The organism is Nocardia sp. CA-290969, from assembly GCF_050936135.1.
In the GTDB taxonomy this organism is placed as follows: Bacteria; Actinomycetota; Actinomycetes; order Mycobacteriales; family Mycobacteriaceae; genus Nocardia.
Genome location: NZ_JBNJNJ010000001.1, coordinates 1,995,302 through 2,009,847 on the forward strand (window position 1 = coordinate 1,995,302; position 14,546 = coordinate 2,009,847).

Here is a 14,546-nt window from a genome sequence, read left to right on the forward strand (position 1 = left end):
GTCGAATTCCTCGGTCCGCCCGATGATCCACAAACTCTACAAAGGTGTATGAAATGACTGGACACAGCGAACTCGACTTCGGCGGTCGAGTGGCCATTGTTACCGGAGCAGGGCAGGGAATGGGTCGCGAGCACGCCGTCATGCTCGCCTCTCGCGGTGCCCGAGTCGTGGCGAACGATATCGCCACAGCTCGTGCCGAGGAAACGGTGCAGGTAATTACCGAGGCAGGCGGGACGGCAGTCCCCGACAGCCACGATATCGTCACCGAAGCGGCGGGCCTGGTGCAGACGGCCATCGACAGTTTCGGGCGCCTCGATATCGTCATCAACAACGCCGGGATCAACGCGTACGGCCGCTTCTGGGAAATGGACAGCGATCTGTGGTGGCGAGTTTTCGACACCAGCTTCCGCGGTGTCGTCGAGGTCGCGCGCCACGCGATGCCGCACCTCATCGAATCCGGAAGCGGACGGCTGATCAATATCTCTTCGAACGGTTTGATGGGTATCCCCAACGACACGTCCTACGGCGCGGCCAAAGCGGCGGTCTGGGGGCTGGGCAATTCCCTCGTCGCCGAGGCCCGTGAGGTCGGCGTACAGGTCACCACGCTGCTGCCGGTCGCTTGGACACCGATGACCGAGGATGCGTTCGGTAACGGCAGCCCCGTCATTCAGAAGCTCATGCGCGAGCAGTTCCCGGCGGATGCCGTCGCGGCCTTCGTCACCTGGCTCGCGCACCAGGACACCACTGTGCACGGCGAAGCGTTCGAGGTCGGTGGCCTGGCGGCCGCCAGAACTGTCATCACCGCGATGCCGCGGATCAAGGCCGCCGAAACCACCCCCGAAGCATGGGCGGACAAGGCGACCGAACTCACGGCGGACGGTGATCTCACGCCGTTGTTCAACGCGAGCCAGTCACTGCGCGCGCAGATGGTTTTCCTGGCGCCGGAGATGGAATCCGAGATCCCCGCGGACGCGGCGGATGTGTCCGGCAACTGAGTAGCCGGACCGAGCGATCAGTCCCCGGTTCGAAGCGCCGGTGCCGTGCTTCGAACCGGGGCAGGAAGAGAACTGATGAATCGGACCAAAGTACGTGGTTTCGGCGGCGACCCGGCAGTCGTGCGGAACGCGTTTGCGCAATTCCCTTCTGGCGTGGCGGTTCTCGCGGCCGATATCGCCGGCGGCAAGCATGCGCTGGTCGCCTCGTCGTTCATGGTCGGAGTATCGCTGGAACCCTGCCTCGGCGCGGTCGCGGTACAGAAGTCGTCCGAGACATGGGGCGTGCTCGAGGAGGCCGGCTCCCTCGGAGTGTCGATCCTGGGCAAGGGGCAGAGCGATCTGACCCGCAAGCTCGCAAGTAAGGATCGCGCTTCCCGATTCGAGCAGGTCGCGATCGAAGTCGGGGAAGCGGGTGCGGTGTTCATCGAAGACGCCGCACTGTGGCTCGAATGCTCGATCCACGAGGTCATCGAGGCAGGCGATCACTGGATGGTCCTGCTCGAGGTGAACAAGCTCGGCATCGGCGAGAACGACCCGCTCATCTGGCACGGCGCGAAGTTCCGCGAACTGGTCGACGCTCGGACGATCGACGTCGAGTAGACGAGGTGATCAGCGCGGATGGCTGACCAGGGGCGACACCGCCGTCCGGCCCGGTGCGGGCACGAGAGTATGGAGCACAGGACGTGACAAGGTTCGACGATATCGAGCGCGCGGTCGCCGACATCGGTGCCGGTAAACCGGTGGTGGTGGTCGACGACGAGGATCGGGAGAACGAGGGCGATCTGATCTTCGCCGCCGAGAAGGCGACGCCCGAACTGGTGGCGTTCATGGTCCGCCATACGTCGGGATATCTGTGCGTACCACTGGCCGGCGAGGACTGCGACCGGCTCGCACTGCCGCCGATGTATGCCGTCAACCAGGACAAACACGGGACCGCGTACACGGTGACGGTCGATGCCCGGGCGGGAATCGGTACCGGTATCTCCGCCGCCGACCGGGCCGCGACCATGCGCCTGCTCGCCGACCCCGCCGCCGGTGCCGGCGATTTCACCCGGCCCGGCCACGTGGTGCCGCTGCGCGCGAAGGACGGCGGTGTCCTGCGCCGGCCCGGCCATACCGAAGCCGCCGTCGACCTCGCACGGATGGCCGGCCTCCGCCCCGCAGGTGTGATCTGCGAGATCGTGAGCCGGCAGAACGAAGGCGCGATGGCACAGACCGGCGAGCTCCGGGACTTCGCCGACGAACACGGCCTCGCCCTGATCTCGATCGCCGACCTCATCGCGTGGCGCCGCAGGCACGAGAAGCAGGTGGTCCGCATCGCCGACGCGCGGATACCGACCGCGCACGGCACATTCCGGGCAGTCGGCTACCGGAGCATCTACGACGAGGTCGAGCATGTCGCCCTCGTATGTGGGGATATCGCCGGGCCGGCGGGCGACGGTAGCGATGTCCTCGTCCGGGTGCACTCCGAATGCCTGACCGGTGATGTGTTCGGATCGTTGCGCTGTGACTGCGGGCCCCAGCTCGACGCAGCCCTCGAAATGATCGCGAGCGAAGGGCGGGGTGTCGTGCTGTACATGCGCGGTCACGAAGGCCGCGGTATCGGCCTGCTGCACAAGCTGCAGGCCTACCAGCTGCAGGACGCGGGATCGGACACCGTCGACGCGAACCTCCAGCTCGGGCTGCCCGCCGACTCCCGCGACTACGGTATCGGCGCGCAGATCCTCGCCGACCTGGGGATATCCACCATGCGGTTGCTGACGAACAACCCCGCCAAACGGGTCGGGCTCGACGGCCACGGACTGCGCGTCACCGAACGTGTCCCGATGCCGTTGCGTGCCAATGCCGAGAATCTCGCCTACCTGCGGACCAAACGCGATCGTATGGGCCACGATCTCGCCGGTCTGGACGATTACGAAACCGCACACGCCACACCGCCGCCCGGCCATCGCCAACCGATCGAACCTCCGGGCCTGTCGAGCGGATCGGACACACAGGTTCGAGTGCTGATCAGAGCCGACCGCGGATTCGGCTGATCCACTCCGCAAAGCCATGTGTGTTTGTACCCGACTCGATTTTCGAGAACGAACATTTATCAGGAGAGTTAGTGAGTCCCGAAATAGTGCGGACGGCCGAGGCGTATCCGGATATGGTTGCCGAGATCGCGGCCGAGTCGCCGGAAGCAATCTGTCTGGAAGAGGTCGACGGCCCGGTCAGGACCTATGCCGAGGTCCACGCGAACGCGCGGAGATGGCGCCGGGCGCTGGCCGGTCTCGGGGTGGCGGCGGGTGACACCGTCCTGACCTTTGTGGCGTCCTCGGTGGCCTCGGTCGAGTTGTGGTGCGGAGTGGCCTACGCCGGCGCGATCGAAGCGTCGGCCAACCCCGCGTATCGGGGCGCGCTTCTCGATCACATCGTCGGTGATACCCGGGCGCGGGTCGCGGTCGTCGACCACCGGTATTTTCCGGCCGTTCGGGGAGCGCTGATCAAGGCGCCGAATATCGAACAGGTTGTTGTCATCGGCGGCGACTACGATCTCCGATCCGATAATTCCACCGTCATTGTCCGGGCAGACGACATTCTGGCCGCGGCGGGGGAGTCCGCGGACAGCGCGCGCGAGGGCCGGATACCCGGACATACGCCGGCCTGCATCCTCTACACCTCCGGCACGACGGGGTTGTCGAAGGGGGTCGTCGTGCCATTCGCACAGTTGAAGGAGGCGGCGGCCGGAGTCTTCCCGCCGACCGTACTCGGCCATGAGGACGCCATCTACCTCCCCTTTCCGCCATCGCACATCACCTATCGCGCCAATCTGATATCTGTGGCGCGAGTGCGTGGACGGGCGGTTCTACGCGAGCGTTTCTCGACCGACGCCTTCTGGGCGGATATCGAGAAGTATCAATGCACCGCGACGCTACTCCTCGGCGCGATGGCGAATTTCGTCTATCAGAGCGATATCCGGCCCGAATCGACCCCGCTGCGGCGAGTCCAGATGATCCCGGTGATTCCGGAGGTGGAGGAATTCAAGAAGCGGCACGACGTACTGGTGACCACCCAGTGGGGCATGACCGAAGTATGCGCACCCATTGTCGCGGTCGACTACGACGTCAGCATTCCGCAGAGCTGCGGCCGCCTGCGCGACGGGTTCGAAGCACGAATCGTCGACGAATTCGATCGCGAGGTGCCAAACGGCGAACTCGGCGAGCTCGTCCTGCGTCCTCGTGAACCGTGGCATTTCGCCTCCGGATACTGGGCGAATCCGGAGGCGACGGTCGCCGCCTGGCGCAACCTGTGGTTCCACACAGGTGACCAGTTCCGCCGTGATGATCAGGGCAACTACTACCTGGTGGATCGTCTCAAGGATTCGTTGCGCCGCCGCGGTGAGAACATTTCCTCGGTCGAGGTCGAAGCGGCCGTGCTGCAGCATCCCGACGTACTGGAATGCGCGGTGGTGGGGGTCGACTCGGAGTGGGGCGAGCAGGAAGTGATGGCCTTCGTCGTCCCGAAACAGTCGCGGCACCTGGACGAGGCCGCGCTGGACGAATTCCTGTCCGGCCGGCTGGCCGAGTTCATGCGACCACGATTCATCGAGGTGGTCGACCTGCTACCGAAGACCGCGACCGAGCGGGTCCGCAAGGCCGAACTCCGTGAGCGTGGCCGGGGACCCCGGACATGGGCCCGGCCGGAACGTGTCCGGCCCACTCCGGCCCGGATGCCCGAGGGCGGTGTGTCCCGATGATCTCGGGGCAGGACGGCGCCGGCAGCCCGTCAGGTGTCGTCGCCGGGGGAGTCCTGCGCGGAAGGCTGCCGATAGCCGACGCCGCGCAGCACCGTGTCCACGAGTTGTGTCAGGTAGGCCTCCGTATGCGCGACCTCGGCCAGTCCCGGAGGTGTGCTGCGGACGTGCGTGGTGATGGCACCGGCGACGAGATCGGCGATGAGAGTGGGTGTGATGCCGGGGTCGATCTCGCCGCGCCGGACCGCTCGCCGGACCAGTGCCCGGGTCGACCGGATGTAATCGGGATAGTCGAGCTCGCCGACGACCGCGGCCAGCTCCTCGTTGGAATGCCGGTCCATGATCAGCCGGCTGACCATCGTGCCCTCGATGCTCTGGACGAACGCCATCCACTGTCTGGCGAACTCCCGCAGGTCCAGCTCGAGGTTTCCGAGATTGATGTTCCCGACCGAGGGTGCGGCCGAACGTACGGCATCGACCAGCAGTGCGGCCTTGTTGGGCCAGCGCAGATACAGCGAACCTTTGCCGACACCCGCGCGCCGCGCGACCTCGTCGACGGTGAATCCGCTCCAGCCGCGCTCGCCGTATACCGATCTGGCGGCGTCCAGCACCCGGTCGTCGAGATCGGGTTCACGCGGTCGTCCGACCGTGCGCGGCGAAGACGTCATGGCTTTTACCATACCGCTCCGCGTAGCGGCGCCGAAGCCATCTCGCCCGGCCGGAGGGGACACACAGCAAGTTACCGAGCCATTCCGTCCAGAATGTTTCGCGCTCTCGCGGCCGGTGGGGCGCGGTGAGGACGCGGAATCCATATGCCGAGAGGAAGTCCTATGGCGACATCGAATGAACCGGAGACCGACCCGCTTGTGGTCGAGCAGGCCGACGGCGTCCGGACCTTGACCATGAACAGGCCTGCGGTGAAGAACGCCCTGGATTCCGCTCAGTGGCGTCGCCTGGCGGCGGCGCTCGACGACGCGGAGCACGATACGAGTGTGCGCGCGGTGGTCCTGACGGGTGCCCACGGGGTGTTCTCGTCCGGCGGCGAGCTGGGGGCCGACGGTCCACAACATCCGCTGGACCGCATGCGAATCATTTCTGCCACAGCGATTGCCCTGCACGAGTTTCCGAAGCCGACGATCGCGAAGGTGCCGGGCCCGGCGATCGGCGGTGGCTGGAATCTCGCGCTGTGCTGCGACCTCGTGATCTGTTCGAGCAACGCCACTTTCGCGCAGGTGTTCCCCCGGCGGGGGTTGTCGATCGATGTCGGTGGGTCCTGGTTGCTGCCTCGTCTCATCGGGATGCAGAAGGCAAAACTGCTGACGATGACGGGCGATGTCCTCGACGCGGCGGAGGTGGAACGACTGGGACTGGCTACCCAGGTGGTCGAGCCCGAGGACCTCGATGCTGTCGTGGATTCGCTCGCCGGTCGGCTGGCGGCCGGTCCGCCGGCCGCACTGTCCTTGACGAAGTCTCTTCTGCACCGTGCGGCGGGGGCCGACTTCGCCGGCAGCCTCGAGGCCGAAGCGGTGGCGCAGGCCGTGAATTTCGCCGGCGAGGACATCGACAACGGCTACCGGGCTTTCAAATCCAGAACAGCGCCGTCCTTCACCGGTCGTTGGCGCTTCGACGAGTCTCGGTAAGGCTGCCGACCTCGGCGATCAGGTCCTGGTCCAACCTTCTTCCTATTTTGGACTATATGTGTCAGTATGATCGGAGTCACGTTGATGGCTAACAGTTCTCAGGCGGTGATCGCCCTCCGATGGCGCGGCCGTCGCGAGCAGGCGGTCCGGATCGCGCCGGAACAGACCGACGTGGCTCCTGGTCTCGATGTAGCTGTGGCGATCAATCCCGAAGGAGTAGCTGCCAATGTATGAGCGGTATCAGACGATGAAGTTCGACCTGTCGAGCAGCGGTGTGCTGACGGTGACGTTCCTGCGTGCCGACAAGCTGAATGCGATCGATGCCGACTTCCATCGTGAATTGTCCACGGTGTTCGCCGATATCGGCATGGATCGCCGGGTGCGGGCGGTGGTCCTCACCGGTGCGGGACGGGCGTTCTGTGCCGGCGGCGATCTCGAGTGGATCGCGGGGGAGACCCCGGTGACCAGGGAGACCACCTTCTTCGAAGCCAAGAAGATCGTCGACGATCTGTTGAACCTCCCGCAGCCGGTCATCTCCGCCGTCAACGGTGCGGCGGCCGGCTACGGCTTCACGATGGCGTTGATGAGCGATTTCAGCATCGTGGCCGAGGATGCGCGATTGTCCGACCCGCATGTGGTGATCGGTCTTGTCGCCGGTGACGGCGGGGCCATGATGTGGCCGATTCTCGTCGGTATGGCGCGCGCCAAGCGCTTCCTGCTCACCGGGGATCCGGTGGAGGGGCGGGTCGCCGCGGAATGGGGGCTGGTCACCGAGGCTTGCCCGGTGGACGAGGTGCTCCCGCGGGCCATGGAATGGGCCGAGCGGATGGCGGCCTCACCGCATGTCGCGGTGCAGGGCACCAAGAAGGCGCTCAACGCCATCCTGCACATGTTGTCCAGCGTGACACTGGATCTGGGCTTCCAGGCCGAACGCGTCTCCGCGGTGTCGGAGGATCATCAGCGTCTGGTCGGTGCGGCGCTCGAAGCCCGTGATCGCCGGCGCGCGGCGGCTGCGGCCCGGCAGTGACACCGCCCGAACCGGCGCCGATGCCGGGCCTCATGATGGATGTCGACCTGAACGTCGCGTTGCTGCTGCGGCGGATGCGCACCATCCATCACGGGGCACGGGTGTACTCGCGGTCGGCGAGCCACCCGGACGGTCCTTCCCGGTCGGCCACCTTCGTCGAAGTCCTGGATCGGTCGGAGCGCCTCGCTGCGGCATTGGCGCAGTGGGGAATCCGGGCGGGGGACCGCGTCGGTAGCCTGGCGTGGAACACCCAGGAGCACCTCGAGACCTATTACGCGGTCATCGGCATGGGGGCGGTGCTGCACACGGCCAACCCGAGGTTGCACGAGGAACAATTGGTGTACACGATCAACCATGCGCGCGACACCGTGCTGATCGTGGAGTCCGATTTCCGGGAGCGGATCGCCGGTCTGCGGCATCGGCTGCCGCATCTCGAGCAGGTGGTGGTCATCGGCGCCGCCGCCGGCGATCTCGCTACCGGCGAACTCGGCTACGAGGAGTTGATCGCACAGGTGGATCGGCCGCTCGCGCCGGTCGACGTCGACGAGCGGGCTGCCGCAGCCCTCTGCTACACCTCCGGTACGACGGGCGATCCCAAGGGAGTTCTGTACTCCCACCGGTCGATCGTCCTGCACGCCCTGTCCATGGCAGGTCGTGACGTCTTCCGGATCGGTGAGGAAGACGTCGTCCTCGGCCTGGTTCCACTCTTCCATGCCATGGGGTGGGGGCTGCCCTTCCTTTGCGGTCTCACCGGCGCCGATATGGTCCTGCCCGGACCGAACCTGCAACCCGAGGCGGTTGCCGAACTGATCTCCGAGCATCGCGTGACTTGGGCGGGTGGCGTTCCCACAGTGTGGATGGACCTGCTGCGAGTCATCCGGGAGCGCGAATCGGGCCCGGCCCCGGTCGATCTGTCGAGCCTGCGGACCGTCGTCGGTGGCGGGACCGCGGTTCCCGAGTCGCTCATGCGCGCCTACGGTGCCCGCGGAGTCGATTTCGTCCAGGGCTGGGGCATGACCGAAGTGTTCCCGGGAGCCACCATGGTGACGCCTTCGGCGATGACCGACACCGATGAGGGGTGGCGGTCGCGCACTTCGGCCGGCCGGATCTCGCCGCTCTACGAAATGCGTCTCGTCGCCGACGACGGCACGGAGTTGCCCCGGGATGGGGTCACCGTGGGTGAACTGGAGATCCGCGGGCCGATGGTGGCCGGCGCCTATCTCGGCGCCGGCGTCGGCGCGGACAAGTTCCACGACGGCTGGCTGCGGACCGGGGATGTCGGGACCATCGACCCGCAAGGGTGGGTGCGGATCACCGATCGGCTCAAGGACGCGATCAAATCCGGGGGCGAGTGGATCAGCTCCCTGGATCTGGAATCGGCGCTGATGGCACACCCATCGGTTCGCGAGGCGGCCGTCGTCGGGCGCCCGGACGACCGCTGGGGCGAGCGTCCCGCCGCCTTCGTCGTGACCGACGGTGTCGTCGACACCGACGAACTTCGCGAACACCTCACTGGACGCGTCGCGAAATGGTGGATCCCGGACGATTTCCGGGTGATCGACAACATTCCGCGCACCAGTACCGGAAAGTTCGACAAGAAACTGCTCAGAGAGAAATTCGGCAATCTCGTCTGAAGCCGCAGCGCTCGAATCGAAAGCTCCACCACCAGCTGCCTCCGATATTTTTCGGGGCAGAGATTTCTACTCGGCAACCTCAAAGGAGATGGTTTCCATGACCGTACTGGACGACTACCGCGACAAGTATCCGCACTGCGAATTCACCCGGGACGAGAACGGAATTCTGGAATTACGACTCCATTCCGATGGCGGGCCCTTTCAGATCGGCATGCATACTCATCGTGAATTGACCCGCGCATTCCGCGATGTCGCGCTCGATCGCGGTAATCGAGTCGTGCTCATCACCGGCACCGGTGTGGAATTCATGGGACCGCGCGCCGACGCCGAGGGCGGGCAGATCATGACCGTGATCCCCTCCTTCTCGGAGGAATACGCGGTATGGGAACAGGACGCCTGGACCGACCAGCGTGAACTGGTAAACGCAATCCTGGATATCCAGGTCCCGGTGGTCGCCGCGGTCAACGGCCCGGTGGCGCGGCACTGCGAGATTCCCCTGTTCTCCGACGTCATCATTGCCGCGGACACCGCTTCGTTCGAGGATTCGGCGCATTTCGAACTGGAAGATATCGCGCCGGGCGACGGTTCCCAGATCTGGATGACCATGCTCCTCGGGATCAACCGGGCCCGTGCCTACATGCTCACCGGGGAGACGATCACCGCGGAGGAAGCGCTCCGCTGGGGCCTCGTCAAAGAGGTCCTTCCCCCGGACCAGGTGCTCGAGCGCGCCCGGGAGATCGCGGGCCGGATCGCCGAGAAATCGGATACGACGCTGCGTTTCACCCGCGCCCTCATCGTCCAGCCCCTCAAGAAACAGGTCCTCGAAATGCTCGGCATGGGACTCGCCTATGAGGCTTTCGGCGCACTCGGCAAGCACGCCTGAAGCCTGACGACCGACACCGGCGGGTTGCGTCGAACTCGAGAAACGCACCGATAGACCCAGGAGAAATTTCCGCATGAACGACACCACTCCGACAGCGGTCCGCAGCGTGGACCCGTTGTTCGACATCGCCGGCAAAGTCGCGATCGTCACCGGAGCCAGTTCCGGTCTCGGCCGGCAATTCGCCACCGCGATGGCACAGCGCGGCGCTCATGTCGTCGCGGTGGCGCGGCGAAAAGACCCGCTCCTCGAGCTGGTCGACCAGTTCCCCGAACACATCCTTGCCGTATCGGCGGATGTCACGAAAGACGACGAGATCCGCGATGTCATCGACCGCACCGTGGAATGGCGCGGCGCAATCGATATCGTCGTCAACAATGCCGGTATCACCTCGATCCAGCCGGCCGAAGACGAAGACCCGGAAACCTTCGGCAAAGTGATAGACGTCAACCTGATCGCGCTCTATCGCCTCTGCCACCTCGCCGGTCGCCGGATGCTGGAACAGGGGCGGGGCACAATCATCAATATCGCGTCCATCAACGGCCTGGTCGCCAGCTGGTCGATTCCCGAGGCCGGCTATTGCGCCAGCAAGGGGGCGGTGATCAGCCTGACGCGCGAACTCGCGGCGCAATGGGCGGATCGCGGTATCCGGGTCAATGCCCTCGCGCCCGGGTATTTCCGGAGCGAGCTCACCGAGGAACTGTTCGCCAGCAGCGCCGGTGAACGCCGGTTCCGGCGTATGCCGATGCGGCGCGGCGGACGGGAAGACGAACTCAACGGCGCCCTGGTGTTCCTCGCCAGCGAGGCGTCGTCGTATATGACGGGGCAGACGCTCGTCATCGATGGCGGTTGGACAACAGTGTGACCACCGAAAAGACCGGCAACGAGGCCGGTATGCCCCGGGCGGAAGCGCCGGAAACTCCCGCCGGTCACGACGCCGAGACCGATATCAGCCCAGCAATGCTCCGTCGCGCCGTGATCGCGAGCTGTGCGGGTTCCTTCGTCGAGTACTACGACTTCGCTGTGTACGCCGCCCTGACCCCCGCCATCGCGAGCACCTTCTTCTCCGCGACGGACCGGGTGAGCGGGCTGCTGAGCACACTGGGCATCTTCGCCCTCGCATTCGTCGCACGGCCGCTGGGTGGGCTGGTCTGGGGTCGATTCGGCGACAAGATCGGACGGCAGACCACCTTGGTCTCGGTCATCCTCTTGATGTCGGTCAGCACGGCCGCCATCGGATTGCTGCCGAGCTACGAGACGATCGGCGTACTGGCACCGCTGCTGCTGGTGATTCTGCGTATCCTCCAGGGTGTTTCGGCGGGCGGTGAGCTTCCGGGGGCGACGATCTTCGTCGCCGAATCCGCACCGAATCACCGGCGCGGCTACTTCGTGAGCTGGATCGGGGTGTCGATCACCTGCGCGACCCTGGCCGGTCTGCTCACCGCCGCGCTGCTCGCGGCGCTGCTGTCCACCGAATCGCTGAACAGCTGGGGCTGGCGCATTCCGTTCCTCCTCGCCCTGCCGCTCGGCCTGGTGGGGCTCTACATTCGGGTGAAGCTCGACGAATCCCCCGCGTTCCGGCTCGCACGGAAAGCCGAGGCCACTTTCCAGAGCCCGCTTCCCGAGGTGCTCGGAAAGGCCTCCATGTACCGCCGGATGGCGGTGACCGGACTGCTCGGCGCCGGTGCCTTTCTGGGTTACTACATCATGATGATCTACATGCCGACGCTGTTGACCAGCGAGCTCGGCTTCGACTCCGGCGACGGTCTCCTGGCGATCTGCGCCGGCGGCGCGGCCATCGTCGTCCTGGGACCGCCGATGGGCATACTGTCCGACAGGTACGGCCGCCGGCGCGTCCTCGTCTCCGCCGCAGTGGGCTTGATCGTCTTCACCTACCCGAGCTTCCTGCTACTCGACACCGGCAACTTCCTCGCGGCCGTGGCCGCGCTGATATTGCTCGCGATACCGGTCTCTGCCGGACAGGCCGTCTACGTCACCGCCGCGCTGGAGCGCTTCCCCACCAGCATCAGATACACGGCGTTCGGCATCAGCTACAACGTCTTCGGTCTGATCGGCGGTACCGCGGCATATGTCTCCACCTTCCTGGTCGCGCAGACGGGAACCACCTACGCGCCTGCCTTCTATCTGATGGCTGTCGCCGTGGTGGTGCTGCTGACGACGTTGCGGGTCCCGGAGACCGCGAGCCGACCCCTCGAATCGGCATAAGAGTCGGTCCGGCGCTCCGCGGCAACCAGTCATCGCCGGTATCCGCCGGTATATCGAACAAGGAGGACCGTCATGGGACGTCTCGACAACAAGGTCGCACTGGTGACAGGCGCCGCCCGCGGCCAAGGACGGTCACATGTCCTGCGGCTTGCCGAGGAGGGCGCCGATGTGGTGGCGATAGATATCTGCGCACCGGTGGACACCGTGCCCTATGCGCTGCCTACCTCCGAGGATCTGGCGCACACCGCCGAACTGGCGAGGGAGACAGGCCGCCGGATCATCCATCGGGAGTGCGATATCCGGGATCTGGCCGGACTCCAGGCTGTTGTCACCGAGACGGTCGCGGAACTCGGTGGGATCGATATCGTCGTCGCCAATGCCGGCATCACCGGTTTCGCGCCCTCCTGGGAGATGTCCGAACAGCAATGGCAGGACATGATCGACGTCAACCTCACCGGCACCTGGAAGACCGTCCGGGCGGCGGTACCGTCGATGATCGAACGGAAACAGGGCGGCTCGATCATCCTCACCAGCTCCCTTGCCGGTCTCATCGCTTACGCCGATCTCTCTCACTACACCGCCTCGAAGCACGGCGTCACCGGTCTCATGCGCGCGCTCGCGGTCGAGCTCGCTCCGCACAACATCCGGGTGAATTCACTGCATCCCGGCAACGTCGACACGCCGATGATCAACAACCCGGTGGTGCACAGTGTCTTTCTTCCCCACGTGGCGAACCCGACGCGAGCCGAGGTGGAAGACGTTTTCGTGCACTTGCAGGGCTTGCGTGTGCCCTGGATCGAACCCATCGACGTGAGCAATGCGGTGGTCTACCTCGCCTCCGACGACGCTCGCTATATCACCGGCACTACCCATGTGCTCGACGCGGGAGCCATGGCCCCCAACAAGATCCCGCACGTGTGACCAGGCGACAACACAGAACCCGCTGAGGAAAGGTCCACAGTATGTCCATCGAAGACAAATTCGCCATCACCGAGCTGAACCATCGCTACGCCCTTCTTCTCGACACCGGCGAGCCTGCTCGGTGGGCGGCCGAAGTGTTCACGGAGGATTGCTTTTTCGACGAACGCCAGGTCGATTTCGGTCTCCACGTCGGGCGCGAGGCCATTGCGGCGTACGGCGACGAATTGATGGGCATGGTGGAACACGTCGTTCACCATATGACCAACCACGTGATCACCATCCTGTCCGACACCCGCGCGACGGGTGTCGCGTTCGGTATCTGCGATGTGCAGCACGCCGGCGGTGGACCTCGGCTGCGGTTCAACGTTCAGTACGAGGACGAATACAGAAAAGTCGACTCCACGTGGCTGATCTCCAAGCGGGTGCTGGTGAAGACCTTCGAGCCCGAGCAGGTCGGCCAGGCGCCGCTCGCCTCGGGATAGTGCTCCAGCGGTATGTATTGAGGTGTGAGGGCGCACCACAGGCCGCGCCCGGATAGGTGTTGTCACGCCGGACTCCCCGGCCGGCCTCCGTACGGTGCGGCTCTGTGGCGACGACGCTGTCGCCACAGAGCCGCCAGCCGGCCGCAGCGCTCCGGCCGGCGAACCCGTCGCCGCTAATCGACCATGGTCAGGCCACCGCTGACGCTGAGCACCTGGCCGGTGATGTAATCGGCCTTGTCGGAGACGAGGAAGGCGACCGCGGTGGCGATTTCCTCGGTCCGGCCGACTCGTTTGAGCGGGATGGTCGACAGCAACATGGATTTGATGCGGTCGGAGGTATCGTCGGCCCACAGCGGGGTGTCGGTGGCGCCGGGGGAGACGCAGTTCGCGGTGATACCGCGCTTGGCCCACTCCCTGGCCAGCGATTTGGTGAAAGCAATGACGCCGCCCTTCGTGGCGGCGTAGACGGCCTGTCCGCCACTACCGACCCGGCCGGCGTCGCTGGCGATATTGATGATTCGACCGGAGCCGCGTTCGACCATCCCGGCGCCGATTTCGTGACAGACGAATATCGCCGACATGAGATTGACATCGACGAGATTGCGGATCTGCTCGACGCCGAGGGAGACGAACGGGTCATCACCTGCCCAGCCCACGTTGTTCACCAGGATATCGAGGGGACCGAGGGTGGTCGTCACGGCCCGGTTCAGTGCCGCGACCTCCTCAGGCGAGGTGACATCGCAGGTGAACCCGTGGGCGCGCAACCCCTGTTCCGACAATTCCCGTGCGACGGCCTCGGCGCGGTCGCCGTGCAGATCGCAGACCGCCACCTGCGCGCCGGAATATGCCAGCTGAGTGGCGATCGCGGCGCCGATACCCTGGCCCGAGCCGGTCACCAGCGCGATTTTCCCTTCGAGGGACACCTGCATGTTCATACCTCCGTGTATGGGAGTGAGGTCCTGTCGGGCAAAGGCTCACTGCGGTCCGGCCTGATTCTCAATATGG

General features: G+C 65.3%; 14 protein-coding genes. 12 read left to right on the top strand and 2 right to left on the bottom strand.

What is annotated here, in order from left to right:
* Positions 1-53: 53 nt before the first annotated feature.
* The 4 genes from ACQEVO_RS09355 (at position 54) to ACQEVO_RS09370 (ending at position 4,734) form a co-directional block, all read left to right on the top strand.
* Entirely contained in the window at positions 54-995 is a 942-nt protein-coding gene (locus ACQEVO_RS09355; RefSeq protein ID WP_432911016.1) for an SDR family NAD(P)-dependent oxidoreductase, read from the top strand.
* Between the two features lie 75 nt (positions 996-1,070).
* Positions 1,071-1,595 (top strand): flavin reductase family protein, encoded by a 525-nt coding sequence (locus ACQEVO_RS09360; RefSeq protein WP_432911018.1) that lies wholly within the window; start codon positions 1,071-1,073, stop codon positions 1,593-1,595.
* Between the two features lie 83 nt (positions 1,596-1,678).
* Positions 1,679-3,031 (top strand): bifunctional 3,4-dihydroxy-2-butanone-4-phosphate synthase/GTP cyclohydrolase II, encoded by a 1,353-nt coding sequence (locus ACQEVO_RS09365; RefSeq protein WP_432911020.1) that lies wholly within the window; start codon positions 1,679-1,681, stop codon positions 3,029-3,031.
* A 71-nt stretch (positions 3,032-3,102) separates the two neighbouring features.
* The gene (locus ACQEVO_RS09370; protein WP_432911022.1) at positions 3,103-4,734 is read left to right on the top strand and encodes an AMP-binding protein; all 1,632 of its coding nucleotides are present in this window, start codon (positions 3,103-3,105) and stop codon (positions 4,732-4,734) included.
* A 29-nt stretch (positions 4,735-4,763) separates the two neighbouring features.
* Here ACQEVO_RS09370 and ACQEVO_RS09375 read toward each other — a convergent pair whose 3' ends face one another.
* Positions 4,764-5,399, bottom strand: coding sequence for a TetR/AcrR family transcriptional regulator (locus tag ACQEVO_RS09375; RefSeq protein ID WP_432911025.1), 636 nt, complete (start codon positions 5,397-5,399; stop codon positions 4,764-4,766).
* Between the two features lie 162 nt (positions 5,400-5,561).
* On the opposite strand from ACQEVO_RS09375, the gene ACQEVO_RS09380 reads away from it, so the two are divergent.
* The 8 genes from ACQEVO_RS09380 (at position 5,562) to ACQEVO_RS09415 (ending at position 13,541) form a co-directional block, all read left to right on the top strand.
* Positions 5,562-6,371, top strand: coding sequence for an enoyl-CoA hydratase/isomerase family protein (locus ACQEVO_RS09380; RefSeq protein ID WP_432911028.1), 810 nt, complete (start codon positions 5,562-5,564; stop codon positions 6,369-6,371).
* 226 nt (positions 6,372-6,597) lie between these two features.
* A complete protein-coding gene (locus ACQEVO_RS09385) occupies positions 6,598-7,398 on the top strand; it encodes an enoyl-CoA hydratase/isomerase family protein (protein WP_051743150.1) in 801 nt (266 codons plus the stop codon).
* 32 nt (positions 7,399-7,430) lie between these two features.
* Positions 7,431-9,032, top strand: a complete 1,602-nt coding sequence (locus tag ACQEVO_RS09390; protein WP_432911031.1) for a long-chain fatty acid--CoA ligase — start codon at positions 7,431-7,433, stop codon at positions 9,030-9,032.
* Positions 9,033-9,129: 97 nt separating this feature from the next.
* Positions 9,130-9,915, top strand: a complete 786-nt coding sequence (locus tag ACQEVO_RS09395) for an enoyl-CoA hydratase/isomerase family protein (protein ID WP_432911034.1) — start codon at positions 9,130-9,132, stop codon at positions 9,913-9,915.
* Positions 9,916-9,988: 73 nt separating this feature from the next.
* Positions 9,989-10,777, top strand: coding sequence for an SDR family NAD(P)-dependent oxidoreductase (locus ACQEVO_RS09400; RefSeq protein ID WP_432911035.1), 789 nt, complete (start codon positions 9,989-9,991; stop codon positions 10,775-10,777).
* A complete protein-coding gene (locus ACQEVO_RS09405) occupies positions 10,774-12,138 on the top strand; it encodes an MFS transporter (RefSeq protein ID WP_432911037.1) in 1,365 nt (454 codons plus the stop codon). Before ACQEVO_RS09400 ends, ACQEVO_RS09405 begins: the two co-directional genes overlap by 4 nt.
* A 72-nt stretch (positions 12,139-12,210) precedes the next feature.
* The gene (locus ACQEVO_RS09410; protein WP_432911039.1) at positions 12,211-13,059 is read left to right on the top strand and encodes a mycofactocin-coupled SDR family oxidoreductase; all 849 of its coding nucleotides are present in this window, start codon (positions 12,211-12,213) and stop codon (positions 13,057-13,059) included.
* Between the two features lie 41 nt (positions 13,060-13,100).
* Positions 13,101-13,541 (top strand): nuclear transport factor 2 family protein, encoded by a 441-nt coding sequence (locus ACQEVO_RS09415; protein WP_432911040.1) that lies wholly within the window; start codon positions 13,101-13,103, stop codon positions 13,539-13,541.
* 173 nt (positions 13,542-13,714) lie between these two features.
* Here ACQEVO_RS09415 and ACQEVO_RS09420 read toward each other — a convergent pair whose 3' ends face one another.
* On the bottom strand, positions 13,715-14,476 hold the full coding sequence (locus ACQEVO_RS09420) for an SDR family NAD(P)-dependent oxidoreductase (protein WP_432911041.1): 762 nt from the start codon (positions 14,474-14,476) through the stop codon (positions 13,715-13,717).
* Between the last annotated feature and the right edge of the window lie 70 nt (positions 14,477-14,546).

What these genes read in the sequence shown, in the direction of transcription:
- ACQEVO_RS09360 (WP_432911018.1), top strand. Translation starts at nt 1,071, where the DNA reads ATGAATCGGACCAAAGTACGTGGTTTCGGCGGCGACCCGGCAGTCGTG.
- ACQEVO_RS09400 (WP_432911035.1), top strand. Translation starts at nt 9,989, where the DNA reads ATGAACGACACCACTCCGACAGCGGTCCGCAGCGTGGACCCGTTGTTC.
- ACQEVO_RS09355 (WP_432911016.1), top strand. Translation starts at nt 54, where the DNA reads ATGACTGGACACAGCGAACTCGACTTCGGCGGTCGAGTGGCCATTGTT.
- ACQEVO_RS09375 (WP_432911025.1), bottom strand. Translation starts at nt 5,399, where the DNA reads ATGACGTCTTCGCCGCGCACGGTCGGACGACCGCGTGAACCCGATCTC.
- ACQEVO_RS09380 (WP_432911028.1), top strand. Translation starts at nt 5,562, where the DNA reads ATGGCGACATCGAATGAACCGGAGACCGACCCGCTTGTGGTCGAGCAG.
- ACQEVO_RS09390 (WP_432911031.1), top strand. Translation starts at nt 7,431, where the DNA reads ATGATGGATGTCGACCTGAACGTCGCGTTGCTGCTGCGGCGGATGCGC.
- ACQEVO_RS09415 (WP_432911040.1), top strand. Translation starts at nt 13,101, where the DNA reads ATGTCCATCGAAGACAAATTCGCCATCACCGAGCTGAACCATCGCTAC.
- ACQEVO_RS09385 (WP_051743150.1), top strand. Translation starts at nt 6,598, where the DNA reads ATGTATGAGCGGTATCAGACGATGAAGTTCGACCTGTCGAGCAGCGGT.
- ACQEVO_RS09395 (WP_432911034.1), top strand. Translation starts at nt 9,130, where the DNA reads ATGACCGTACTGGACGACTACCGCGACAAGTATCCGCACTGCGAATTC.
- ACQEVO_RS09410 (WP_432911039.1), top strand. Translation starts at nt 12,211, where the DNA reads ATGGGACGTCTCGACAACAAGGTCGCACTGGTGACAGGCGCCGCCCGC.
- ACQEVO_RS09420 (WP_432911041.1), bottom strand. Translation starts at nt 14,476, where the DNA reads ATGAACATGCAGGTGTCCCTCGAAGGGAAAATCGCGCTGGTGACCGGC.